The 25,311-nt window shown below is 39.2% G+C and carries 26 protein-coding genes; 19 read left to right on the plus strand and 7 right to left on the minus strand.

Going from position 1 to position 25,311, the window contains the following annotated elements; all coding sequences use genetic code 11:
- Positions 1–133: 133 nt before the first annotated feature.
- The gene (locus FAY30_RS07180; RefSeq protein WP_149869223.1) at positions 134–325 is read left to right on the plus strand and encodes a membrane protein YhzF; all 192 of its coding nucleotides are present in this window, start codon (positions 134–136) and stop codon (positions 323–325) included.
- Between the two features lie 68 nt (positions 326–393).
- Here the strand turns inward: FAY30_RS07180 and FAY30_RS07185 are convergent, their stop codons facing one another.
- Together FAY30_RS07185 and FAY30_RS07190 are read right to left on the minus strand one after the other, a co-directional pair.
- Positions 394–921 carry a tryptophan transporter gene (locus FAY30_RS07185; protein WP_149869224.1) on the minus strand — a complete coding sequence of 176 codons (528 nt, stop codon included), beginning with the start codon at positions 919–921 and terminating at the stop codon, positions 394–396.
- A 134-nt stretch (positions 922–1,055) separates the two neighbouring features.
- Positions 1,056–1,475, minus strand: a complete 420-nt coding sequence (locus FAY30_RS07190; protein ID WP_149869225.1) for an HIT family protein — start codon at positions 1,473–1,475, stop codon at positions 1,056–1,058.
- Positions 1,476–2,062: 587 nt separating this feature from the next.
- Between FAY30_RS07190 and FAY30_RS07195 the strand changes: the two genes are divergently transcribed.
- The 3 genes from FAY30_RS07195 to FAY30_RS07205 all read left to right on the plus strand — a co-directional run bounded on the left by FAY30_RS07195 (position 2,063) and on the right by FAY30_RS07205 (position 4,823).
- Entirely contained in the window at positions 2,063–2,803 is a 741-nt protein-coding gene (locus tag FAY30_RS07195; protein ID WP_149869226.1) for an ABC transporter ATP-binding protein, read from the plus strand.
- A complete protein-coding gene (locus FAY30_RS07200) occupies positions 2,796–4,007 on the plus strand; it encodes an ABC transporter permease (RefSeq protein WP_149869227.1) in 1,212 nt (403 codons plus the stop codon). Before FAY30_RS07195 ends, FAY30_RS07200 begins: the two co-directional genes overlap by 8 nt.
- Positions 4,008–4,100: 93 nt before the next feature.
- On the plus strand, positions 4,101–4,823 hold the full coding sequence (locus FAY30_RS07205) for an EcsC family protein (protein WP_149869228.1): 723 nt from the start codon (positions 4,101–4,103) through the stop codon (positions 4,821–4,823).
- 21 nt (positions 4,824–4,844) lie between these two features.
- Here FAY30_RS07205 and FAY30_RS07210 read toward each other — a convergent pair whose 3' ends face one another.
- The 3 genes from FAY30_RS07210 to FAY30_RS07220 form a co-directional block, all read right to left on the minus strand.
- Positions 4,845–6,020 carry a M20 family metallopeptidase gene (locus tag FAY30_RS07210; RefSeq protein WP_149869229.1) on the minus strand — a complete coding sequence of 392 codons (1,176 nt, stop codon included), beginning with the start codon at positions 6,018–6,020 and terminating at the stop codon, positions 4,845–4,847.
- 200 nt (positions 6,021–6,220) lie between these two features.
- Entirely contained in the window at positions 6,221–7,618 is a 1,398-nt protein-coding gene (locus FAY30_RS07215) for a hypothetical protein (RefSeq protein ID WP_149869230.1), read from the minus strand.
- Positions 7,619–7,741: 123 nt separating this feature from the next.
- Positions 7,742–8,233 (minus strand): antibiotic biosynthesis monooxygenase family protein, encoded by a 492-nt coding sequence (locus tag FAY30_RS07220; RefSeq protein WP_149869231.1) that lies wholly within the window; start codon positions 8,231–8,233, stop codon positions 7,742–7,744.
- 246 nt (positions 8,234–8,479) lie between these two features.
- On the opposite strand from FAY30_RS07220, the gene hemE reads away from it, so the two are divergent.
- From hemE to FAY30_RS07275, 11 genes are all read left to right on the plus strand, one after another.
- Positions 8,480–9,526, plus strand: a complete 1,047-nt coding sequence (gene hemE, locus FAY30_RS07225) for a uroporphyrinogen decarboxylase (RefSeq protein WP_149869232.1) — start codon at positions 8,480–8,482, stop codon at positions 9,524–9,526.
- 137 nt (positions 9,527–9,663) lie between these two features.
- The gene (hemH, locus tag FAY30_RS07230) at positions 9,664–10,596 is read left to right on the plus strand and encodes a ferrochelatase (RefSeq protein WP_149869233.1); all 933 of its coding nucleotides are present in this window, start codon (positions 9,664–9,666) and stop codon (positions 10,594–10,596) included.
- A gap of 23 nt (positions 10,597–10,619) precedes the next feature.
- Positions 10,620–12,065, plus strand: a complete 1,446-nt coding sequence (gene hemY / locus FAY30_RS07235; RefSeq protein WP_149869234.1) for a protoporphyrinogen oxidase — start codon at positions 10,620–10,622, stop codon at positions 12,063–12,065.
- 220 nt (positions 12,066–12,285) lie between these two features.
- Positions 12,286–14,451: a YhgE/Pip domain-containing protein gene (locus tag FAY30_RS07240; protein WP_149869235.1), complete on the plus strand. Its 2,166-nt coding sequence runs from the start codon at positions 12,286–12,288 to the stop codon at positions 14,449–14,451.
- Between the two features lie 106 nt (positions 14,452–14,557).
- The gene (locus tag FAY30_RS07245) at positions 14,558–15,292 is read left to right on the plus strand and encodes an MBL fold metallo-hydrolase (protein WP_149869236.1); all 735 of its coding nucleotides are present in this window, start codon (positions 14,558–14,560) and stop codon (positions 15,290–15,292) included.
- A 16-nt stretch (positions 15,293–15,308) separates the two neighbouring features.
- A complete protein-coding gene (locus FAY30_RS07250; protein WP_149869237.1) occupies positions 15,309–16,298 on the plus strand; it encodes a lipoate--protein ligase in 990 nt (329 codons plus the stop codon).
- A 136-nt stretch (positions 16,299–16,434) separates the two neighbouring features.
- Positions 16,435–17,997: a fatty acid--CoA ligase family protein gene (locus tag FAY30_RS07255; protein ID WP_149869238.1), complete on the plus strand. Its 1,563-nt coding sequence runs from the start codon at positions 16,435–16,437 to the stop codon at positions 17,995–17,997.
- A gap of 84 nt (positions 17,998–18,081) precedes the next feature.
- Positions 18,082–18,858, plus strand: a complete 777-nt coding sequence (locus tag FAY30_RS07260) for an enoyl-CoA hydratase-related protein (protein ID WP_149869239.1) — start codon at positions 18,082–18,084, stop codon at positions 18,856–18,858.
- A gap of 106 nt (positions 18,859–18,964) precedes the next feature.
- Positions 18,965–19,696, plus strand: coding sequence for an AzlC family ABC transporter permease (locus FAY30_RS07265; protein ID WP_149869240.1), 732 nt, complete (start codon positions 18,965–18,967; stop codon positions 19,694–19,696).
- Positions 19,686–19,994 carry an AzlD domain-containing protein gene (locus FAY30_RS07270; protein WP_149869241.1) on the plus strand — a complete coding sequence of 103 codons (309 nt, stop codon included), beginning with the start codon at positions 19,686–19,688 and terminating at the stop codon, positions 19,992–19,994. Before FAY30_RS07265 ends, FAY30_RS07270 begins: the two co-directional genes overlap by 11 nt.
- 95 nt (positions 19,995–20,089) lie before the next feature.
- A complete protein-coding gene (locus tag FAY30_RS07275) occupies positions 20,090–21,361 on the plus strand; it encodes a M48 family metallopeptidase (RefSeq protein WP_149869242.1) in 1,272 nt (423 codons plus the stop codon).
- 34 nt (positions 21,362–21,395) lie between these two features.
- Here FAY30_RS07275 and FAY30_RS07280 read toward each other — a convergent pair whose 3' ends face one another.
- A complete protein-coding gene (locus tag FAY30_RS07280; protein ID WP_149869243.1) occupies positions 21,396–21,632 on the minus strand; it encodes an IDEAL domain-containing protein in 237 nt (78 codons plus the stop codon).
- Between the two features lie 197 nt (positions 21,633–21,829).
- On the opposite strand from FAY30_RS07280, the gene FAY30_RS07285 reads away from it, so the two are divergent.
- The gene (locus tag FAY30_RS07285; RefSeq protein ID WP_190284842.1) at positions 21,830–22,411 is read left to right on the plus strand and encodes a competence protein ComK; all 582 of its coding nucleotides are present in this window, start codon (positions 21,830–21,832) and stop codon (positions 22,409–22,411) included.
- Positions 22,412–22,428: 17 nt separating this feature from the next.
- On the opposite strand, the gene FAY30_RS07290 is transcribed toward FAY30_RS07285, so the two are convergent.
- Positions 22,429–22,794 (minus strand): YhjD family protein, encoded by a 366-nt coding sequence (locus tag FAY30_RS07290; protein ID WP_149869245.1) that lies wholly within the window; start codon positions 22,792–22,794, stop codon positions 22,429–22,431.
- A 272-nt stretch (positions 22,795–23,066) separates the two neighbouring features.
- On the opposite strand from FAY30_RS07290, the gene FAY30_RS07295 reads away from it, so the two are divergent.
- From FAY30_RS07295 to lepB, 3 genes are read left to right on the plus strand one after another with little or no spacing between them, the layout of a single operon-like run.
- Positions 23,067–24,008: an LCP family protein gene (locus FAY30_RS07295; RefSeq protein WP_149869246.1), complete on the plus strand. Its 942-nt coding sequence runs from the start codon at positions 23,067–23,069 to the stop codon at positions 24,006–24,008.
- 45 nt (positions 24,009–24,053) lie between these two features.
- Positions 24,054–24,719, plus strand: coding sequence for a TVP38/TMEM64 family protein (locus tag FAY30_RS07300; protein WP_149869247.1), 666 nt, complete (start codon positions 24,054–24,056; stop codon positions 24,717–24,719).
- The gene (gene lepB / locus FAY30_RS07305) at positions 24,709–25,263 is read left to right on the plus strand and encodes a signal peptidase I (RefSeq protein ID WP_149869248.1); all 555 of its coding nucleotides are present in this window, start codon (positions 24,709–24,711) and stop codon (positions 25,261–25,263) included. Before FAY30_RS07300 ends, lepB begins: the two co-directional genes overlap by 11 nt.
- The last annotated feature ends 48 nt before the right edge of the window (positions 25,264–25,311 follow it).

Raw genomic sequence — 25,311 nt, forward strand, 5'->3', positions numbered from 1 at the left:
AATAATTATTTTGACTATTAATCGTTTTCTACACCCTGTTTATCGAGACCTTGTTCATAGGAATGGACGGTAAAACATATAAATAGTTACAACCATTGTTCTGATTAAAGTTTCAAGTAGGGGGACAAAAAAGATGAAGAGTGTTGCTGTGACGTTACTTATTTTAAGTACGCTTCTTTTTTTAGGAACAGTTAAATATTTATTTGATTTCAAAAGGCCAGGAGTCTATCCGCCAAAACAAGTATTAAAGAAAAGAGCAGCTGCATTAGCTGGAGGCGGAGGGATTATCCTGCTGATTGCTATAATTCTTTTAACCTTGACATAGAATGGTTGTCGTATGTAATTTAAGAAAAGAACCCCATGGGGTTCTTTTCTTAAATAAGATCCCGTGCATTACTTTTGAATGACGGAAGCTGTTGACAAATTTGTTCTTTTTACAATTGATTGAGCAACTGGAAACAAAATAATCATAATAACAGTATTTAGTGCGATAGCCGGTAAAACCCCAACAGAAAATAATGCTACAAAAGGTCCTGGTAATTCAAATAATAAAAGGGCCGAGCCTAAAAAGACAGTTCCTGAAATTAATGTTCCAACTGCAGTTAAGATTGCAGCACTAACAATCGGTTTAACCAATTTCCTTAAGACCAAAAATAAACCGAAAAAGATTAATGAAGTGACAATCTTATCAATAATATTTGGGATCTGGCCATTAGGAAAACCTGTGGTTAATGCTGATAAAACTCCAGTTACAATTCCCATTAGCATGACACTTTTTACTTCTGGCACAAGAATAATACCTAAAAACATCATCGCCAGCATCATGTCTGGTTTAATTCCAAGGAAATTTGGCATTACCGTATGCAATACGACCCCAATACCAGCTAAAAGCGCTAAAACGACTAGATTTTTTGTTTTCATTTCTCATCTCTCCTCTGCTATTCTAAGCTATTTGTTCCTCCTGCAGTGCACTGATTGCCTGCAGCGAAAAACTTACAATCATTATACCATATTACTATAATATTAATAAAGATATAATTTTCAGAAAACTTGTTTTACAGCTGTTTAGCAATCGCTGCTGCAATTTCTTGTAACTTTTGAGGTGTATAATCACTTTGATTATTTTTCCAAACCGCTCCAAAACCGTCACCCTTACCGAAACGCGGGATTAGGTGCATATGGAAATGAAAAACAGATTGGCCGGCATGTTCACCGTTATTATTGATTGTATTTAATCCAATGGGGTCGAATTCCTGTTTTAATGCATTGGCAATTGCCGGGACGACTTCAAAAAGATTTCTTGCCATTTCGGGAGTCATTTCAAATAGGTTTTCTTTATGTACCTTAGGAATCACAAGTGTATGTCCTTTAGTTACTTGACTTATATCTAAAAATGCTAAGACATGCTCGTTTTCGAAAACCTTCGCTGCGGGAATTTCACCGTTAACTATTTTACAAAAAATACAATCGCTCATACTCATACAACCCCTTTAAAAATTGTTTGTATTATTTTACCACATAATGATGAAAAAGAAAAAGACAGGATCCGCGTGGAATCCTGCCTTCCCGAAGGGGAATTGCTTCAATTTTAACGTTCATTCAGGAGTGTTCTTTGATAAACACCTCATTTTTCTTAGAGTGTTTTTTATAAAGAAACATCTTTGTTCAAGCTGACCATCCCCTAATTGTTTTTATATGTTTTCCCAACTTATAAAAACGGGTAGCGATCTGCGGTAAACACCTCATTTGTCGTTTATTTTTTTAGGATAAACAGTTGGTGTTGAACTCTAAATGGATTGAATGCACATTGTACAAAACAACCATCCCCTTATTTGAAACGATTGGAAGCTCACTTGTTTGAAAGGAAATTGTCTTTAACAGACACCTCATTTCAAGTTTTGATGAATTTCTTCATCGAAGTAAGTTATTTCCCCTTCGAATATTATGATGTCCGCTTCCAAAAGAAATATACAAAAAAATTATCAAAAATTGAATTCCTATTTTTATTAAGAGGAATTTGGTAAAATGAAAATCATAACATGCTACGGAAGGACGTTTGCAAATGTCTTTATTAACCATTGAAAATCTTGTCGGGGGATATACAAGGAACCCTGTATTAAAGGATGTTTCCTTTGAAGTAAATGAAAAAGAGATGGTCGGTCTAATTGGTTTAAATGGGGCTGGCAAAAGTACCACCATCAAACATATTATCGGATTAATGGAGCCTCATCGCGGAGCCATCAAAATTAATGGACAATCCTTTACAGAAAATAAAGAAGCTTATCGCCGCATGTTTACATTTGTTCCTGAAACGCCGGTTTTATATGAAGAACTTACACTGGATGAGCATTTAAAATTGACGGCAATGGCATATGGTCTTGATGAAGCCAGCTATAAGCAGCGAATTGCTCCGCTGTTGTCGGAATTTCGAATGGAAAGACGCTTAAACTGGTTTCCAGCCCATTTTTCTAAAGGAATGAAACAAAAGGTTATGATTATGTGTGCCTTTCTAGTTCAACCATCGCTTTATATTGTTGATGAACCATTTGTTGGCCTCGATCCGCTCGGGATTCAATCTCTGCTTGATTTAATGAAAAAGATGAAAGATAACGGTGCGGGGATTTTAATGTCAACACATATACTCGCAACAGCGGAAAAATATTGTGATCGTTTTGTCATTCTACATGAGGGAAAAATACGTGCCAAAGGAACGCTTGCTGAATTAAGAGAGCAGTTCTCGATGCCGGCGGCTTCGCTAGATGATTTATATATTCAATTAACAAAGGAAGAAAATTATGTTTGATGAGAAGAAACTTTGGAAGGACCGCGCCAGCGGCCGAATGAAAGATTTAGGAAGATATTTACGCTACATTTTCAATGGGCATCTTGTCATCGTTTTATTGTTTCTAATCGGTACAGCCGCATTTTATTATCAAAAATGGGTTGAAGCACTGCCTGCAGATTTTCCGGCTGAGCTTGTTTTAGCTGTGATCCTAGGTATTTTTGTCACATATAGTCCGGTCTACAACTTTTTGCTTGAGGCTGACAGGGTGTTTTTACTGCCGCTTGAGGAGAAACTAAAAGGATATTTTCTTCGTTCTGGTATCGTAAGCTTTGTCTTCCAAGGGTATATTCTTTTAATGGTCTTTGCGGTGCTTATGCCGCTGTACGCGCATGTCAGCAATAACGGCTTTCGTTCCTTTTTCCCTTATTTAGTTGTACTCCTTTTGGTAAAGGTCTGGAATTTAGCAGCTACTTGGAAAATTAATTATTACGTTGAATCGTCCGTACATAGATTGGATCTGTTGGTCCGGTATTTCATAAATGCGACCTTTGCTTTTCTTTTATTTAAGCAGGCAAGCATTTTAATTCTCTTGATTATTGCGGTGATTATGGGTTTTTATTATTACAGTTTTTCATTGCGGACAAGAAAAATGGGCTTAAAGTGGGATCAATTAATTGATCAGGAAGAAAAACGGATGGCAGCTTTTTACCGCTTAGCTAACATGTTTACCGATGTGCCAAAATTAAAAGATACGGTAAGGAGAAGAAAATGGCTGGATTTATTTATTAGCAAAATCCCATTTTCCCAAGAAAAGACTTACCTATATTTGTTTTCGCGAACATTTTTGCGCTCCTCCGACTATCTTGGATTATTCATCCGATTAACCGTTATTGGCGGACTAGCCATTTACTTTATTTCTTTTGGCTTAGGGCAAATTTTACTTAGCATTTTATTTTTATATTTAACTGGATTTCAATTATTACCATTATGGAATCATCATCAAAATAAGTTATGGGTGGATCTTTATCCTGTTGCAAAAACATTCAAGTCAGCCTCGTTTTATTTTTTGTTAATGGTTATCTTAACAATTCAAACAGTTATTTTTACTTTCTTGGTTTTTATAAAGAGCGAAATGAGTCTTTCAGGGCTTACCTTAGCTGCCAGCCTTGTATTCAGCTATCTTTTCGTTCATATTTACGCAAAAAACCGACTAAAAGCATAACGTGAAAATCCCCTTTTATGGGGATTTTTTTTGAAACTGCAGGGGGTGTTCGATCGTAATGAAGAATAGAATAAAGTAAAGGGGTTGGTCATGGTGAACGAATATGAATTAATGGTTTATGAAGAAGTAGAAGAATGGAAACGTAAATTAACCAGACGTTCAGGAATGATGAACCGAATCTCCAAAAAGGCCCAAGTGAAAATTAACGAATGGATTCCGGAAAAGGTCCATGAGGTCATGACGGATAGTATTAAAGCGATGGTTAAAACCACATTATTGGGATCTCAGGTTACCACGAATAAAGATCAGGCTCGCGGGTTAACGCTTAGAGAACGAGATGAATTGGCAAGAAAAAAAATATCAGCTTATCAAAAGACTGCAGTAGTCGAAGGAGCAGGAACAGGGGCGGGAGGGATTTTACTCGGACTTGCCGATTTTCCGTTATTATTAACAATAAAAATGAAATTTCTGTTTGAGGCAGCTTCTGTTTATGGTTTTGATACAAGAAAATATGAAGAAAGATTATTTATTCTCCATGTTTTTCAATTAGCTTTTTCAAGTGAGGAGATCCGTAAAAATACCTTAACCGAAATTGAAAATTGGGAAAGCCGCAAGCAGGTTCTTGTTGAAATGGATTGGCGCAAATTCCAGCAGGAATATCGGGATTATATTGATCTGGCAAAATTATTTCAGCTTGTACCGGGAATTGGTGCTTTTGTCGGCGCCTATGCCAATAATAATCTGCTCAAACATTTAGGTGAAACAGCAATGAACGCCTACAGATTAAGGCTGCTGCAAAAAGCCCCTGAACTCTAATTGAGAGATCAGGGGTTTTGATTACTCATTATGGATTTGTACTGCTGCTGTTCCTAGTGTTTTTGCAGCAATTAGCATCGCTTTTTCATCAATATCAAATTTAGGATGGTGATGTGGGTATCCGGTATGAACACCCTCTGGTTTTGCCCCGGTGAAAAAGAAGGTTCCCGGAATCTTTTGTAAATAATATGCAAAATCTTCACCGCCCATTTGCGGCTCAGTTTCCTCAATAGTTTTTACTTCTGCAATATTCTTTGCACAGCTAATTAAAAAATCGGTTTCCTTTGCATGGTTGACTACTGCTGGGTATCCCCTCACAAAATCATACTTATAGCTGCTATTAGCTGTATAGCAGGTCCCATGGATGATTCGTTCCATTTCAGCTTCAATAAATTTCCTGACATCCTCATTAAATGTGCGGACTGTTCCGACTAATTTTGCTTTGTCGGCAATGACATTGAAGGCATTCTCTGCGGTAAAAGAGGCAACGGTGACCACAGCTGCTTCAACTGGATTTACCTTACGGCTGACAATTTGCTGGAGGTTTAATACGAGTTGTGAAGCTGTCACGATTGAATCAATAGTTGTATGCGGCTGTGCTCCGTGACCGCCTTTTCCTTGAATTTCTATTTCAAATCGGTCGGCTGCTGCCATGATTGGACCTGTCCGATATTGAATGGTTCCAGTCGGTTCGCTTGCCCATAAATGTGTACCAAAAATGACATCCACACCCTTTAAACAGCCGTCCCTAATCATTGGTGCCGCCCCTCCGGGAGCATATTCTTCCGCATGTTGATGAATAAATACATAGGTGCCTTCAAGCTCATGCCTTAGTTCATTTAATGCTTTCGCGAGCACAAGCAGTGTCGCGGTATGACCATCGTGGCCGCAAGCATGCATGACCCCGGGTACCAATGATTGATAGGGAGTATCTTTCTCGTCCTGGATAGGCAATGCGTCAAAATCCGCCCGTAAGGCAACGGTTTTACCAGGTTTTTGCCCGTAAACCTTGGCAATGATTCCATTACCGCCTACATTTCCTCTTACTTCGATATTCAATTTTTTATAATAGGACTGAATAAATTTTGCTGTTTCGTATTCTTGAAACGATAATTCGGGATACTGGTGCAGATAGCGGCGAATTGAGACCATTTCATCATAATAAGATTCTAATTTGGTAAACAGCTTATTTAACATATGTAACCTCCGAAGTAGTTAGTATTTTTAAACTATTTTAACATTCCTTTTTGATTATTGTGAGTTTTGGGATAAATTACTTTGAATTAGTGATAATTATGATCATGAAAAGGGGTTACATTGACCGTCCACGGGTAAAAATGGACGAAACGGTAAATGACATGGAAACAAACAAAGGCCGGTAAAAAGCCGGCCATTAGTCAAATAAGAAATATAGCCACAATCGTCGTCACAACAAGTCCGACTAATACGGGAACAAGATTTCTTCTGGCTAATTCGAACGGATCGACGTTACAAATGGCAGCTGCAGGAATTAAAGCCCATGGGATAAGTGTGCCGCCCCCGACCCAGATTGCTGCAATTTGCCCCAGTGCAGTTAATGTAGCGGCACCTTTACCAATGGCTATGGCAAAAAGGCCTGCAACAGAACCTGCTAAAGAAATTCCTGAAAATCCTGAACCATCCAAGCCTGTAATAGCCCCAACGGTTGTTAATGTAATCGCACCAACCGTTTTACTTAATGGGACGATGCTTGCAAGAGCTATACCTAAATCATTAACGATTCCATGAGAAGCTTTTGGAAGGAAGTCGCCAATTATGTTGGTGAAGCCGCTGTCACCCAAATAGAAGAATGCCGCAATTGGAATAACAGGACCAAAGACCTTAAAGCCAAATTGGAAGCCTTCAATTAAATATTGGGTAGTTTTTTCCAGTCCTTTGTTTTTGTGGCTCGTTAAAGTAATCATAAGAAGAATGAGAATGGAGGTTCCGCCAATTAAGGCTGTTGCATCCCCACCGGTCAAATCCAGAATGGACATGGCGGCAACGTCAGCAGCAAATAATAGTGGTACTAAAATCGCGAAGAAATGTTTTTGTGCAAGTGACAACAGGTTTGACTGGCTAGTGGCTGCAGATGGACTTTCCTCTATGATATTTTCAGAGGTCTGAAGAATCCCTTTTTTTATATCCCGCTTTAAAAAGTAGAACGCTGTAGCTGTTGTTACAAGACCCATAGTAAACACTAACGGGATACTGGCATTAATAACGTCTTGAACCGGAAGCCCCGCTGCATCAGCGGTAAGCTTTGGTGCAGCTTGAATCACGAAATCCCCCGATAAAGCAATCCCATGTCCGAACAAGTTCATTGCCATGGCTACACCAAGCGCAGGAAGTCCAGCTCGAATCGCAACGGGAAGAAGAACAGCACCTAATAGCGCAACAGCGGGAGATGGCCAAAAGAACCAGGAAATGATCATCATTAAGATCCCAATCGTCCAATAGGCAAGCGTCGGATTACGAATTAATTTCCTAAAAGGCGAGATCATGACATCGTTAATACCAGTCGTTGTTAAGGTATGACTCATCGCCACAATGATGGAAATAACGAGTATAGTAGACAATAATTCTGTAATGGCATAACTAAAACTGTTGAAAATACTGCTGATCGAATGACTTAAACTGCCTGAGGCGGTAAGCGCAATTAAGAAAATCCCGGCAATACAAACAATGGTCGTGTCCCTTCTCATTACCATAAACCCGATAATTAGAATAATAAAAGCCACGTAAATCCAATGAAGAGCGGTAAGCTCAATAAGCATTTTAGTCCCCTCCTTTCTTTCATCTAGGGCAAAGGCCTATTGGATGTAATACAGGATATGAAAATCACATCCAGTGGTGAGGGGTAAAATGAAAAAAAGAATGGAGTAAAAAACCCCATTCCATTATTCAGTGATCGAATATTTGCTCACATATGGAGCACTAGTGAAAACCTTTTGCTGGGCACCAATGATATTGTTTTGATCTATCTTAAGTAATGATGTAGAATTCTGCCATCCTTGATAATAGACTTCGGTTTCCCAAACAGTTAAGAACACATACGTATTGGTTGATAAGGGCCGGAGCAGTCGAAGAGCCATTAATCCAGGCGTGCTCTTTAAGTTCCCAGCTTCTCCTTTACATTGATGTTCAAACACCGGACGGCCTTCATCTGTTACGGAGACATGATTCATTACTGCCAAGCCCTCTTTTTTGATTTCCCCAACTGATTCGAATACTTCGTATCTGCGCGGTTGGTTAAACTTTGTTTTTCCCATGGTTTCATGAAGTAACAAGGCCCCATTTTCGTTTATCATCGTAACCATTTTCTCATTCGGATACATGTTTTCCATTCGTTTTAAAAAATCGAATGTTCCGGCGGTCATATAAATATTCATGTTTCCATACCCCCTTAATCAATTTTCTATCAGTCTGTCTCTTACTATTTTCCATGCTTACTGATAATTTAAACAAATTTTAACAGTAAAAACGACTTTTTTTTGACAGTTAGTATCGTTAGCTATACACAAATAGGATTAATCGATATAGTGGAGACAGTCTATGTAATAAGGAAAGTTTTTAAATTTATCCTAAATATATTAAAATGGAAAACAGACATGTCTTTGAAAGGATGGACTTTATTCATGACAAGAATAATTAACGAAACATTTTTAAAAGCAGCAAGAGGAGAGAAAACAGACCATGTACCTGTATGGTATATGCGCCAAGCAGGACGTTCCCAGCCGGAATACAGAGAGATTAAAGAAAAATATTCCTTATTCGAAATCACGCACCAGCCTGAGCTATGTGCCTATGTTACGCGCTTACCTGTTGAGCAATATAATGTTGACGCAGCCATTTTATATAAAGATATTATGACCCCGCTGCCGGCGATGGGTATGAATGTTGAAATAAAAGGTGGAATTGGACCAGTGATTGATAATCCAATCCGTTCCTTAACTGATGTTGAAAAACTAACTGAAATCGATCCCGAAGAGGATGTACCCTATGTTTTAGATACAATCAAATTATTGACAACTGAGCAGTTGAATGTCCCTTTAATCGGTTTTTCCGGTGCACCATTTACACTAGCCAGTTACATGATTGAAGGCGGTCCATCGAAAAACTATAATAAAACAAAGGCGTTCATGTACACAGAGCCAAAGGCATGGTTTGCTTTAATGGAGAAGCTTAGCGATATGGTTATTACATATGTAAAAGCGCAAATCAAGGCGGGAGCTAAGGCAATTCAAATTTTTGATTCATGGGTTGGCGCTTTAAATGTGCAAGATTATCGCCACTTTATTAAACCGGTAATGACTCGCATCTTTACTTCCTTAAGAGAAGAAAATGTGCCGTTAATTATGTTTGGCGTTGGTGCAAGCCATCTTGCCTTGGAATGGAATGACCTGCCGCTGGATGTCGTTGGGTTGGACTGGCGTCTGCCAATCAGCCATGCGAGAGAACTGGGCGTGAATAAAACGGTTCAAGGCAACCTTGACCCGGCGATTTTATTAGCACCTTGGGATGTAATTGAAGAAAGAGCGAAAGCCATTTTAGACCAAGGAATGGCTCAAGACGGCTACATCTTTAATTTAGGTCACGGAGTATTCCCATCGGTTAATCCAGAAACATTGAAAAGATTAACTTCCTTTATTCATGAATATTCGGCATCAAAATTGGGTCGCTAATTAGTTATTATAAGTGGTTAAAGTGGTAAGCGGTCCAATTTTTTGGCACAATAAAACATTATGAAGATTTTAGGGGCAACCAATACTGCCCCTTTTTAAACAGAAAAATGAGTAGACTTAAGTAAGAGGTGCAGCACATGACAAAGAGGAAAATGGGGCTGTTGGTAATGGCCTACGGTACCCCCTATACATTAGACGACTTGGAAGGGTATTATACACATATCCGCCATGGCCGAAAGCCAAGTCCGGAAATGATTGAAGATTTACGAAACCGGTATGAAGCAATTGGAGGGATTTCTCCATTAGCCAAAATCACTCTTGATCAGGCAGAAAAGCTTGAGCAGCATTTAAATCGTATTCAAGATGAAATTGAATTCAAAATGTATTTAGGGTTAAAACATATTGCCCCTTTTATTGAGGATGCTGTTAAAAAAATGCATGAGGACGGAATTGAAGAAGCGGTAAGTATTGTTCTTGCCCCGCACTTTTCCACTTTTAGCGTAAAATCTTATAATGGCAGGGCAGTTGAGGAAGCTGAAAAGCTGGGCGGGCTCAAAATCAGAACGATTAACAGCTGGTACAAGGAACCGAAATTCATCGGATATTGGGCCGATCAAGTTAAACGAGTTTTTCAGGAAATGCCGCAAGATGAGAGGGAAGAGGCGGTTTTAATTGTTTCTGCGCATAGCCTGCCGGAGAAAATTCTCCAATATGACGATCCCTATCCAAGCCAGTTACAAGAAACAGCTGATTTAATAGTCGAACAGGCCGGTATTAAGAATTATGAAATCGGGTGGCAAAGCGCCGGAAATACACCGGAACCTTGGATTGGCCCAGATGTACAGGATCTTACTAGAGAGTTATTTAATGGTCATCATTATAAGGCTTTCGTTTATGCTCCAGTCGGTTTTGTCTGCGACCATTTGGAGGTACTGTTCGATAACGATGTGGAATGTAAAGCTGTTACAGATGAATTAGGGGTTAGCTACTACCGCCCGGAAATGCCAAATGCTAAGGCTGAATTTATCGACTGCTTGTCAAGCGTCATCCTTAAAAGCATAGCGGACTAATTTATACGGAAGAAGGTGCGTCTGTGACCGAAGACAAACAGAAGGTTGTCATTATTGGGGGAGGAATTGCTGGTCTCACGTCAGCATTCTATCTTCAGAAAACAATTCAAGAAATGAATCTGCCAATTGAGCTTCAACTCATTGAAGCATCCCATCGTCTTGGCGGTAAAATGCAAACGGTTGTTAGAGACGGTTTTACCATTGAGAGGGGACCGGATTCATTCTTAGCAAGGAAAACAAGCATTGTCCGACTTGCGAAGGAAGTCGGGATGGACGACAAATTGGTGCCTAATTCCACGGGTAAATCGTATGTTCTTGTTAACGAGAAACTACACTCAATGCCCGGTGGGTCGATCATGGGAGTTCCTACGGAAATAGGGCCATTTATCACAACAGGTCTTTTTTCCGTTCCCGGTAAGTTAAGAGCTGCGGCTGATTTTATTCTACCTCGATCAGAAAGTGGAAAAGACCAATCGTTAGGAAAATTTTTCAGAAGACGGCTAGGTAATGAGGTGGTCGAAAATTTAATTGAGCCATTATTATCCGGCATTTATGCAGGTGATATTGATCAATTAAGTCTCATGTCTACCTTTCCGCAATTTTATGAAGTGGAACAAAAACACCGAAGCCTGATCATGGGCATGAAAAAAGCCACGCCATCCCAACCAAGACAGCCTGAAAGTAAGGATAAGAAAAAAGGTGGTTTCTTAACTTTTAAAACAGGTCTGCAATCCTTTGCTGAAGCGATTGAAGCAAAACTAGACCCTTGTTTTATTCTAAAAGGTCATCGGGTGGATAAAATAACGAGGTCTGGAAAAATGTATGAAATTTATCTTAATAATAAGGAAACGATTAAAGCTGATTGTATTATTGCCGCTACCCCTCACATGGTAACGCAAACGATGTTCTCCGACTACAGCTTTTTTGATCCTTTTAAATCCGTTCCATCGACATCTGTTGCTACTGTCGCTCTAGCCTTTCCAAAGGATGCGATTAAAAATGATATTGATGGAACAGGATTTGTTGTTTCAAGAAATTGTGATTGTTCGATTACTGCCTGTACTTGGACCCATAAAAAATGGGAGCATTCGACGCCCGAAGGAAAAGTACTTCTCCGATGTTATGTTGGCAGAGCAGGGGATGAAACGATAGTAGACCTGTCAGATGATCAAATCACAAAAATAGTCCTCGATGATTTGAAAAAGACTATGGATATTACGACGAATCCTGATTTTGCGATTGTATCAAGGTGGAAGAATTCTATGCCGCAATACACTGTAGGGCATAAGCAACGTCTGGAGACGATCCTTGAGCATGTGAAATCTGAATTGCCAGGGGTATTTTTGGCAGGTGCATCGTACGGCGGTGTTGGGGTCCCAGATTGTATTGACCAGGGTGAGGCTGCTGTCAAGAACGTATTGGATTACTTAAAAGTGAAGTGTACGTCAAAAGAAGCTGTTCAAATATAACAGCTTCTTTTTTTTTATTTTCTGCTACTTGCCAACAAGGAAAAATGGATGTATACTCTTAAAGTATTAACTGACTGAAATGCCCATTTGGTCATTCGCGAGCGATTCATGGTTAGATTGTAGTTTTTGATTAGGATTATCTTAGAAGATAGTCTTTATTTTTAAAAACAAAGTGACTGAATGAACAAATTGGTCAATATTACAAAAGGAGGCATCGAGGATGAAAAACATCTTGTTGAAGGAAGAACTTTTAACGATTTTTAAAAATAAAAAAGTATTAATACCGATTATCGCGGTCATGTTTGTCCCTGTCTTGTATGCCGGAATGTTTTTATGGGCGTTCTGGGATCCATATGACAAGCTTGACGAGCTGCCGGTTGCCGTTGTAAATGAGGATGCTGGTGCTGCACTTGATGGAAATCACCTGAAGCTTGGTGATGACTTAGTGTCTAAACTAAAGAAAAGCAAGGATTTTGGATTTGAATTTGTTGATAAGAATGAAGGGTATAAAAATTTAAAAGACCAAAAATATTATATGGTCATAGAAATTCCGAAAGATTTTTCCAAAAATGCAACTACATTGATGGATGAAAATCCGAAAAAACTGGAACTGATTTATACACCAAACGAAAGCTTTAACTTCCTTTCGGCGCAAATCGGCGGGACAGCAGCTGAGAAAATCAAAACAGCTGTTGCTGAAAAGGTAACCGAGACTTATGCCGAAACGATGTTTAGTAAGATTACTGAGCTTGCAGATGGTGTGGTGAAGGCGAGTAATGGTGCAGGACAGTTAAAAGATGGTTCCGTTGACTTAAATAAAGGCTCTGAAGATTTAAATACGGGTCTTGCCACCCTTGCTGAAAAATCGATTGAATTCAACAATGGGATGAAATCAGCGGATTCAGGTTCAAAAGAATTAGCAGCTGGTTCAACAGAACTTAAAAATGGGTTAGCAAAAGTGGATGCCAATCTTCCGTTGCTGATTGCCGGAACAAATGAGGCATTAGCCGGTGCAGAGCAATTAAAAGGCCAACTTCCTGCAGGGATTGCGGCAGGAATAGAAGAACAATTGACTGGAAGTGTTGGGGACCTAAACAGTGGAATTGACCAGTTTAAGTCGCAATTATCAAGTATGTTAGCAGCACAGATTGCAGAGCAAACAATAACAGAGCAAAACAATAAAATGCAAACATTAGCTCAAACATTAATTGAGAACAAAGTGGATCCCGCACTTGTCCAAGGAATTATGGCAAATGAGCAGAAAAATGCACCAACGAAGGAGGTTCTGCAGCAGCAAATTTCAGCAGCACTAAATCCTAAGCTTGATGCCGGTTTTAATCAATTCAAAACAGGGGTTAATGAAAAATTAGCCGGTGCATCAAATGGTCTGGAAGAGAAAATTCAAGCCCAGACAAACCCATATTTTGATAAATTAATTGCGGGGATCGGCAAAATTAATGGGGGTCAGCAGGAATTGCAAAAGGGGATCCATGATTTATATACTGGTTCAGGGAAGTTAAATACGGGAACCAAAACACTTTCTGCCGGAATGAGTCAATTAACAGGAGGCGCTTCAGCTATTACATCTGGTGCTGGGCAATTGGCTGAGGGTTCCGGACAGCTAAAAGACGGAACAGCCAAACTTTCTGATGGCGCGGGCGAATTAGCTGATAAGCTTGCTGAGGGAGCTAAAGAAGCCACAAAGGTACATTCTGATGATAAAACCTATAACATGATGGCAGACCCGGTTAAACTGGATAATGAAAAAATTAATCATGTACCAAACTATGGAACAGGATTTGCACCATACTTTCTATCATTAGGATTATTTGTCGGTGCACTATTGTTATCAATCGTCTTCCCGCTTCGCGATACGGCGGTTGCTCCATCCAGCGGATTTAACTGGTTTGCAAGCAAATTTGCCATTATGGCGGCTGTTGGTATTTTCCAAGCGTTACTTGCTGACATTATTCTTCTGGCAGGATTAGGCCTGGAGGTCCAAAGTTTACCAAGATTTATCTTATTCTCGATTATTACAAGTTTAACGTTTATCTCTTTAATTCAACTTCTTGTGTCCGTATTCGCTGATGCAGGGCGTTTCTTGGCAATTGTCATTCTAATTTTCCAATTAACAACAAGTGCCGGAACCTTCCCGCTTGAATTAATACCAAACTTCTTACAGCATTTCAATGCATTTCTGCCGATGACATATTCGGTTCAAGGCTTTAAGGCTGTGATTTCAAGCGGCGACTTTAGCTTCATGTGGCAAAATGTCATGATTCTTTTAGGTTTCCTAGCCGCCTTTGCCATTAGTACCATCGCTTATTTTACAATGAGGCATAATCATAATTCTCCACGTCAAAATAGCAATTTAGTAAGTGAATAAAATTCTAACCAACCGTTCTGATTTCGGTTGGTTTTTTTCTATATGAAAAGAAAGCGATTTTTGCGTATATTAAAGATAGTAATTTTAGAATAGGAGGAATTAACACATGAAATTGACAGTTATCGGCTTTTGGGGCGGCTATCCAAAACAGAACGGGGCAAGCGCGGGATATTTGCTGGAACATAATGGTTTTCAATTATTAATCGATTGTGGCAGCGGGGTTCTTTCTAAACTACAAAATATTATTCAACCTGAAGAATTGGATGCGGTCATCATTTCGCACTATCATCCTGACCATATCGCAGATCTTGGTGTCCTGCAGCATGCATTACTCATTCAAGGATTTTTAGGCAAGGAATTTCAGACATTGCCGCTATATGGCCATGAATTCGATCGCGAGGAATTTACGAAACTAACTTATAAAAATATTACAAAAGGAGTCGCATATGATCCCAATAGCACGCTTGAGGTAGGTCCGTTCCAGATTTCATTTTTAAAAACAAACCACCCGGTTCCATGCTATGCCATGAGAGTGGAGGCTGATGGCAAGGTGATTGTCTACACCGCCGACAGCTCATTTAAACAAGAGTTTATCGAGTTTAGCCAAAACGCAGATATTTTGTTATGCGAGTGTAATTTTTACGGGCATCAAAACGGCAAGTCCGCGGGGCATATGAACAGCGTGGATGCTGGTCAAATTGCTCAAAAAGCAGCCGTAAAACAATTAATCCTCACCCACTTGCCCCATTATGGGAACGTAACGGATTTAATTACTGAGGCATCAAGAGAGTTTACTGGTATAATAAAATTGGCAGACGAATTTCAATCTATAACATTATAAGAAGGGGCAGAATACTATGTTATTTATCGATAATAAGGGAATCACCGATCCACGGATAAATTTGGCGATTGAAGAGTATGCGTTGAAAAATCTTGATATTAATGAGACCTATTTATTATTTTACATAAATGAACCCTCCATCATTATTGGGAAAAACCAAAATACGATTGAGGAAATAAATACAGAATATGTGGAGGGGAACGGGATTCACGTTGTCCGCAGATTATCTGGCGGGGGAGCGGTTTACCATGATCTTGGTAATTTAAACTTTAGCTTTATTACAAAGGATGATGGTGAAAGCTTTCATAACTTCCGAAAATTCACGGAGCCAGTTGTGGCAGCCCTGAACAAATTAGGGGTAAACGCTGAGCTAAGCGGCAGAAATGACCTGGAAGTTGAGGGCAGAAAGATTTCCGGAAATGCCCAGTTTTCCACAAAAGGAAGAATGTTCAGCCACGGCACCCTTCTTTTTGATTCAGAAATGGATCATGTTGTATCTGCATTGAAGGTTAAGAAGGATAAAATTGAATCAAAAGGGATTAAATCGGTTCGCGGCCGAGTTGCGAATATTTCTGAGTTTCTGGAAGAAAAGCTTGATATTCAAGAATTCCGTTCTCTGATTTTAACATCCATTTTCGAAGGCCAAGAGGAGATTCCGGAATATGTATTGACTGAAGAAGATTGGGAAAACATTCACCAGCTTTCAAAAGAACGCTACCAAAACTGGGAATGGAACTATGGAAGATCACCTAAGTTTAATTTGCATCACTCCCACCGCTTTCCAGTCGGTTCTATTGATGTCCGCTTAGAGGTAAACAAAGGAATCCTGGAAAACTGTAAAATTTATGGCGACTTTTTTGGTGTAGGCGATGTAAGTGATATAGAAAACAGGCTAAAAGGCATTCGCTATGAAAAAGATGAAATTGAAAAGGCACTTTCAGATGTGAATACTACTCATTATTTTGGAAATGTTTCAGCAGCTGAATTTATTAACTTAATTTATTAAACAAACTTACGTGGTGATAAAAATCACCGCGTTTTTGTTTAATCCACTTGAATACTTAACTTTCTAGCAATATAATATATTTAGAATATTTCCATTAATAAATGAATGAGTATTCATTCATAAAAGGAGGGGAACGATGAATCTTTCTGCACAGTTTCATAAAACAGCAAAGATTTTTGCCGAAAAACCGGCGTATTATTTTATGGGCCAGGCAAGTACCTACGCCGAATTAGATGGGGCCATAACAAAGTTTGCTTCAGGGTTAGAAAAATTAGGAGTCAGGAGAGGGGATCACGTCGCCTTATTGCTCGGGAACTCACCACACTTTGTCATCAGTCTTTATGGGGCATTACGGTTAGGGGCAACCGTCATTCCTATTAATCCGATTTACACGGCCGATGAAATTAGCTACATCTTAAATAACGGCGATGTGAAAGCGGTTGTTGCACTTGACTTAGCAGTTCCGTTAGTGGAAAAAATGCATGCCTTTTTGCCCAAAATTGAACATTACGTATTTTGTGAAACGAAGCCAGATAGCTTAGCACCTTTTGAAATGGAAAACCTTTCTCTTTACTCAAAAATGAAATCGTTTTCAGAAGTAGTCGCTTCTGGGGAAATAACCTTCCGGGGTCCCGAACTCGAGGACGATGATACAGCCATTATTCTTTATACCTCCGGAACAACCGGAAAACCAAAGGGAGCCATGTTAACTCATAGGAATTTGTTTAGCAATGCCAAAGATGTTGGCGACTACTTGAAAATGCATAACGACGACAGGGTGGTAACTGTTCTTCCAATGTTTCATGTTTTCTGTTTAACCGTTGCTTTAAACGCACCGTTACTTAGCGGGGCTACTTTGTTGATTGCACCGAAATTTAGTCCAAAGGAAATCTTTGCGTTAATAAAAGACCACGGTGCTACCGTTTTTGCAGGCGTTCCAACGATGTATAATTTTCTTTATCAATATCCGGAAGGAAATCCAGAGAACCTGAAATCATTACGGCTTTGTATTTCCGGCGGTGCATCGCTCCCTGTTGCCCTCTTAAAGAACTTTGAGCAGAAATTTAATGTGTTGGTTTCTGAGGGGTATGGATTGTCGGAAGCATCTCCCGTCACCTGCTTTAACCCGCTGGATAGGCCGCGCAAACCCGGTTCCATTGGTACATCGATTTTGCATGTGAAAAACAAGGTAGTGGATGAACTGGGTGAAGAGGTTCCTGTCGGCGGAGTTGGTGAATTGGTTGTCCATGGACCAAATGTGATGAAGGGCTATTATAAAATGCCGGAAGAAACGGCAGCAGCTATTCGTAACGGCTGGCTTTATACAGGAGACATGGCAAGAGTGGATGAAGACGGTTATATATTTATTGTTGACCGGAAAAAGGATTTAATCATCGTTGGCGGCTTCAATGTTTATCCACGGGAGGTTGAAGAAGTGATCTATAATCATCCGGAGGTTGTTGAGGTGGCTGTGGTTGGTGTTCCAGATCCTGATCAAGGCGAGGCGGTAAATGCCTATGTTGTGAGTAAGAACCCAGAGCTTACAGCAGAACAAGTGCGGAGCTATTGTATAGAGCACCTAGCCAAATATAAAGTTCCTACAACCATTGAGTTCCTTGTAGAACTGCCAAAAAATACAACTGGAAAAATATTGAGACGTGCACTTAAAACACAGGTTACACAGGCAGCTGCAAGGTAAGCATATTTTTCTTTTAATTTTTTCTTGTGAAAGGCAGGCATTTAGCCTGCCTTTTTCGAATTTCTACAGAAAGGGGTGGAAAAAATGGAGCAAATAGTACTTGCGGTGAACAACCATATTGCGATTGTTACGATTAATCGTGCGGAAGCGCTCAACGCTTTTAATTATGAGACATTGCTTGAATTGCAAAGTAAGGTAGAAGAAATTCGAATTAATTCACGAATCAGGGCTGTCATTTTTATCGGTGCAGGGGAGAAGGCATTTAGTGTGGGTGCCGACTTAAAAGAACGAAAAAACCTAACCGATGAGCAAGTGAAACGAAATTTATTTAAAATCAATGAGGTTTTTAATGCCATTGACCAGCTCCCGCAGCCAACGATTGCTGCTATAAACGGCTTTGCCTTTGGCGGTGGCATGGAGCTTGCCTTGGCTTGCGATTTTCGGATTGCAGCAAGGGAAGCAGTAATGGGACTGACCGAAACAGGCCTTGCGATTATTCCGGGTGCAGGCGGGACACAGCGGCTGCCAAGACTTATTGGACAGGCAAAGGCGCTGGAGCTCATCCTGACAGCACGCAGGCTGACAGCAGACGAGGCACTCCATTATGGACTTCTGACAAGGGTAATTCCTCGAAATGATGTATTGGATGAATGCTTAAACCTTTGTGTGCTGCTGCTCGCAAATGGACCGGTTGCCTTACAGCAAGCAAAATTTGCAATTAAGAATGGGATGAATACCGATTTAAGCACAGGGCTGCAGATTGAACGTAAGGCTTATGAAGTGACACTTCCGACTGAAGACCGCATTGAAGCATTGAAGGCTTTTGCTGAGAAAAGAAAACCTGTTTTTAAAGGGAAATGAAGTTCATATAAACACGGCGATAAGGCCGTGTTTTTTTATTCCACTCTGACTGAAAATTTGCTAAAATCTAATTTTATATGAGTACTTGCAACAAGGGGGAAGAAAGTTGGCAGATTTGGCAATTGATAGAGAATCATCTGAATTTAAAAAGGGAATCCATGCGGGGATCAGCATCGGGATTGGATATTTTCCGATTGCACTGACATTTGGTCTACTTGCAAAAACTTCGGGTCTGTCTATTTATGAAACAGTGTTCATGAGTATCATTGTATTTGCCGGGGCATCACAATATATTTCATTAAGTCTTATTGCCTATGGAACAGGAATTTTAGAAATCATATTAACAACATTTATCGTTAATATTAGACATTTCCTTATGAGTGCAACGCTAAATGAAAAAAGTGAAGAGGACCATTTGTTCAACAAAATTTTTTATTCCTTCGGTATAACAGATGAGACCTTCTCAGTTGCGGCAACAAGGGAAGGGAAAGTGTCAACGGGATTTATGCTCGGTCTAAATTCAGTCGCTTATGTAAGCTGGGTTGTTTGTTCAGGAATCGGACATCTAATTGGGGCAAGTCTGCCGCAAACCTTACAAGAGAGCATGGGGGTTGCCCTTTATGCGATGTTTATTGGGCTCTTGGTTCCCTCAATGAAAAAAAGCGTAAAGGTTATCTTTTTGGCCGTCCTAGGTGCGGTCTTCAATTCTATTTTTACACTTGGAAATATAATGGCACAGGGGTGGTCAATTGTAACAGCCACACTATTATCAGCTATTATTATCGAAATTGCGGAAGTGATGAAAACGAGAAATCGGGGTGAACATGATGAGGAGTGAAATGGTTTGGATGATAATTGGAATGGGAATGGTAACTTTTATTCCACGGATGCTTCCTTTTGTCCTTTTTAAAGGGAAGGAGCTGCCGCCATTTATTCAAGGTGTATTAAAAAATGTTCCATACGCCACCCTTGGAGCGTTGATATTTCCAGCTGTCTTCTTTATTCAAAAGAATGATATTTGGGATGGTGTCCTCGGTGCTGCTGCTGCCTTTATCGCTGCCTATTTAGGTGCAAATGTCATTGTGGTTGTCCTCGGTTCAATCGCGATCCTCGCACTATACTCTTTTCTCTTGTGAGTCAGTCCCAGTACTGGCTTATTTTTATGTTCTAAAATAACTTTTTTTAACTAAACTAAGTATAGGAGAGGCTGTACACAAAGGGGGACAAAATCATGGTAAGAAAAATGGGGGTCTATGCGGTTTTGGCCTTTTGTTTATATGGGTTGTTTTTTTATTGGTATTTATTTCATTTTGCCAATACAGCATTACCATTTGAATTTCAAGGATCAAAAGCGGACCCGGCTACTTTTCTAAATGGTCGAGAGTTAAGCTTAAGTGAGGAATATTCAAAAGTTAGAAACCTATTGTTTTTCTTATCAACGCCGTTCGAATGGCTATTCTATTTTCTCATTTTGTTATTTGGGTTTTCAAAGGCGTTTAAGCGCTGGGCAGACAGCTCTGCGAAGCATAAATTAATGCAAATGCCCATCTATTTAATCTGGTTATCTTTTTTTGCCTTTGTAGCAACGTTTCCACTAAATTATATTAGTTATACTTTGTCAAAAACCTATCATATCTCAACACAATCCTTTGCCTCTTGGATGAAGGATGAGTTAATTGACTTTTGGGTTAATTATGGGACCTGGTTGATTATTGTCCCGGTTTTATACTGGCTGATGAAGAAGAGCCAAAAGCGCTGGTGGCTTTATGGGTGGATGCTGTCGGTTCCGTTTACATTATTTATGATGTTTCTCCAGCCCGTCGTCATTGACCCGCTGTATAATGATTTTTATCCGTTAAAAAATAAAGAATTGGAAACGCAGATTCTTACCCTGGCTGATCGGGCTGATATTCCGGCAAAGCATGTGTTTGAAGTGAACATGGCTGATAAAACCAATGCTTTAAACGCATATGTATCCGGGATTGGCTCAAATGCCAGGATTGTTCTTTGGGATACAACATTAAATAAACTATCGGATAATCAAATTTTATTTATCATGGCCCATGAAATATGTCATTATGTTGAAAAACATATTTATTTCGGAATTGGCGGCTACTTGCTGCTTTCACTACTCGGTCTTTACCTGACCTATAGGTTAATGAATTGGGCAGTAAGGCGCTGGGGAAAGGAATTAAAAATAACAGATGTACGAGATATTCGCTCTCTTCCGTTATTTTTTATGATACTTTCGATGCTCTTGTTTGCAGCAAGTCCATTAACGAATTTGGCTTCCCGCTACCAGGAAACACGTGCTGACAAGTATGCCATCGAAATGACCAAAAATCCTAATGCCGCAATTACTTCTTTTCAAGAATTAACCCGTTCCGGTTTAAGTCAAGTAAATCCGCCATTATTGGTGAAAATTTTCCGCTATACGCATCCGTCTATGCTTGATCGGATTTCAACTTTAGAGGAATATGAAATCAAACATCGTGATCAATAGAGATAAAAAATAAAAACCGCCAACTGGCGGTTTTTCATGTTCCAAATCGTTTGTTAATTTTCTTGAGCTCACTAGATAGAGAGAGGAATGACTTTTTGTCCCGACGGTCAATGGCCACATCAATTTTTCGGAGTAATTTTTCTTTTTCAACTGTTAACTGAATTTCCGACAAGAGCATATCGATGTAAAGATCCTGGACAAAGTTCTCCTTCATGCGATTTTTCTTCATGGCACCAAGTTTCATTAATTCCGTGTATGATTTTTCATTCATGAAAATCACCTCTGATGCTTTTTTTAATTATATGGAGATTTTCAAATAATATCAACGATATATATAATTTTCTGATAATATTTTTCTTGACATAAAATTTGTGACTAATTAAGTAACAATTTTAAAAAACTAATGGAATATATAGATAATGGTGGTAAGATATGGTTGTTTAAATAAAACGAGTAGGAGTGAATCCTTTGGTAGGTATCGAAATTGGAAAATATGTGGTAAACCCTTTTACGTTGTTTATTGAACCAGTGGAATACGACAAGAAACTGTATTCCCGTATTGTTGAGGAAGAAGTAGAATTTATCTCTCCGTTTAATCCTATCCAAAATATTAAACACAGCTGTAGTTACTATGGCTGCGATTATGAAAGCAAAAGGAAGGGGACAAAGCTGTTAATTGACTATTCACGAAAACTTCCAATTGTTATTGAACCAATTAACGGAATCTATGCTTTCTGTACGGCATCACCTTACAATGTTAATTGTTATTGGTTCTTCCTTAACCAAATAAAGGATTATCGTCGTATATCTGCAAAACAAATAGTAGTCATTTTTCACAATGGGTATTCACAAACTTTTCCGATCTCCTACAATTCGTTTCATTCACAATTTGCAAAAGTTCTTACTTTACAAAACAATCTCTTGCAAAGAGTTGAACATAGCAGGAAAAAGATGTTTTATTTAGAAAAAAAACCTGAGTCACCAAAGGCATCAGAAAGTAATGAGTTTTATTCAAAGGATTCAAAGAATTCAAAGGATTCAAAGGAATAGTAAGGTATTTCTAACTGCTAGCGGGATAGGTGTTTTTTTAATAGGTAGGTCTCCATTAATTCCTGGACCTTGTTGCGAATCCTTGGATTAAAGTAATTATGGTTTTCTTCATAGCCTTTATAAATAAACATATACATCGTAAAAGCATCGTCCCGTTTTGTTTCAATGACTTGAAGTTGATTCTTTTTCATATACTGTTTTACCTCAGAGAGTTCCCTCTGTATTTCCTTCATCGTTGCTTCAATTAAATCCAAATATGGTTTTTTTAATTTGAAGGGGCTGTGTTCTACAACATTTAAATCCCGGTTTAAGACGATTAGAACCATCGGTAAATAGATGGCCTTCTCCATAATGTCACGGTCATCCTCAGGAATTCTGGTCATCTGCCCATCTACACCTTTCTAAAAATTCGAACGCATGTTCCTATATATTTTACAAAAAATAAACAATAAATGCAATAGGCCCATTTCAAACTTGAAGGCTCGCCAATCGGCGAGTCTTTCTTATTGCAAAATTCATGCAATATATGAGAAAGTTTTTATTAATAGAAGGATATTTGATAGGGGAAAATGAATTAAATGAGGAAACCTAAATAAAGAAAAATCAGTCAAATATAGTTGAAGATAAAAAACATGGACGAATGGGTGATAAATAAATGAGAGCTGATAGACATCAAACAAAGAAAAAGAGAAGATGGCCGTCCATTTTGCTTGCTTTTTTACTTTTAATTGGTGCAATTGCCGGGTATGCTTATTTTCAATTTAAACAAGGTGTTAACCAATCATTAAAAAAAATAAATAATGATTCGAAAGATGAAAATGTTGTGTATACGTTTGAAGGGCAGAAGGATCAATATGGGGACACAAACGTGCTACTGCTGGGAAGCGATGCGCGAGGTAAGGAAAAGTCTCGATCTGACACCATTATGATTGTCCATTATAACGAAGATAAGGGCACATTTAAGATAACCTCGATTATGAGAGACAGCTATGTCACGATTCCAGGGCACGGCAAGCATAAAATCAATTCAGCATTCGCACTTGGCGGACCGGAATTAATGAGGCAAACAATTAAACAGAATTTCGATCTTGACTTGCAATACTTTGCAATTGCAGATTTCCAAGGCTTTGTCCAGCTAATTGATGAAGCTTTTCCAAAAGGTGTAGAGATTGATGTGGAAAAGAAAATGTCAGAGAATATTGATGTAACATTAGAGCCTGGCCTGCAGAGATTAGATGGTGCACATTTGCTTGGCTATGTTCGCTTCCGTCACGATGCTATTGGTGACTTTGGACGGGTAGAACGCCAGCAAAAGGCTGTAAAAGCCATTAAAGACCAATTGGGAGGGTTTCAAACAATCGCGAAGCTTCCAAAATTAATAGGCGTTGTTTCGCCATACGTTAACACAAATATGGACGCCTCGGACACATTATTTATGGCTAAAGACTTCCTTTCAGATAATAGAGGGACGATTGAAACATTGCGTATACCAATTGAAAACAGTTTTACTGAGCCGCGGATTAAGGGAGAGGGCTCAGTGCTTGATATCGATGTTGAAAAAAATAAAGAGGCACTTCATCAATTTATTACACAATAGGTTTTGTACAAAAATTCAAGGAGCAACTAATTAAAGGAGAATGGGATGGACTTCGACTCACTTAAAGCGTGGTTTACACTAGAACATATAATGAGTCTCATACAAGAATATCGGGCACTTGGACCAGTTCCAGGTATATTGCTAATCGTTCTTGAAGCATTTTTGCCATTTCTCCCGTTAGTTGTGTTCGTAATGGCAAATGCCAGCGCTTTTGGACTTTGGTTAGGATTTATCTATTCTTGGATGGGAGCCTGTACTGGAGCCTTACTTGTTTTTTCGGTAATCAGAAGGTATGGACAAAAACGACTATTATCTTTTTTGCCTAAACACCCGAAGGTACGTAATTTGATGGACTGGGTGGACCGTCATGGGTTCGGTCCCCTTTTCTTAATCCTATGTTTTCCATTTACCCCTTCCGCGGTCGTAAACATTGTTGCTGGCCTGTCAAAAATAAGGTTTGCTCAATATATGCTGGCAGTGTGTATTGGGAAAATGGTGATGATCTTTACAATCAGCTTTATTGGTTATGATCTCCGTTCATTAATAACAAAGCCTTTTCGTACGGTTTTCGTGCTGCTTATTATTTTTATTCTTTGGTATGTAGGGAAAAGAATTGAAGTAAGGTTGAATAAGAGCATAGAAACTGACCATAATGGGGAAATAGATAGAAATAAAGAGAAGGAGAAACGGAGGAGCTTCAATGAAAATTGAGTGGAAAAAGGAAGGACTGGAATGGGTTAAAGCATTTGCGATAGGTATTATTATCTTTATTTTTATTCGGACATTTTTCTTTTCTAATTATATTGTTGAAGGCGAATCCATGATGCCTACACTTCAAGACGGAAATAAACTGGTTGTGAATAAGCTAGGAGTTCAAGTCGGAGAATTGACCCGATTTGATGTCATCGTGTTTCATGCAAATGCCAAAGAGGACTTTGTTAAACGGATTATCGGGCTGCCGGGGGATAAAATCGAATACCGGGATGATTTGTTATATATTAATGGTCATAAGTATGAGGAACCGTTTTTAAAAACATATAAGCAAAAGGCACCTGGAATGAAACTTACTGGAGATTTTAGTTTAAAGGAATTATTCGGTGAAAATGTGGTTCCGGAAGGAAAATTATTTGTCCTTGGCGATAATCGGTTGGGAAGCTGGGACAGCCGTCAATTCGGATTCATCGATGCAAGTCAGGTAGTCGGAAAAGTGGATTTACGCTATTGGCCTTTAAATGAAATGGACGTTCATTTTTAAATAGTAAACAATGGGGCGACGCGATTGAAAAAATCGTGTCTTTTTATT

The sequence above is a fragment of the Bacillus sp. S3 genome (genome assembly GCF_005154805.1).
GTDB lineage: Bacteria > Bacillota > Bacilli > Bacillales > Cytobacillaceae > Neobacillus.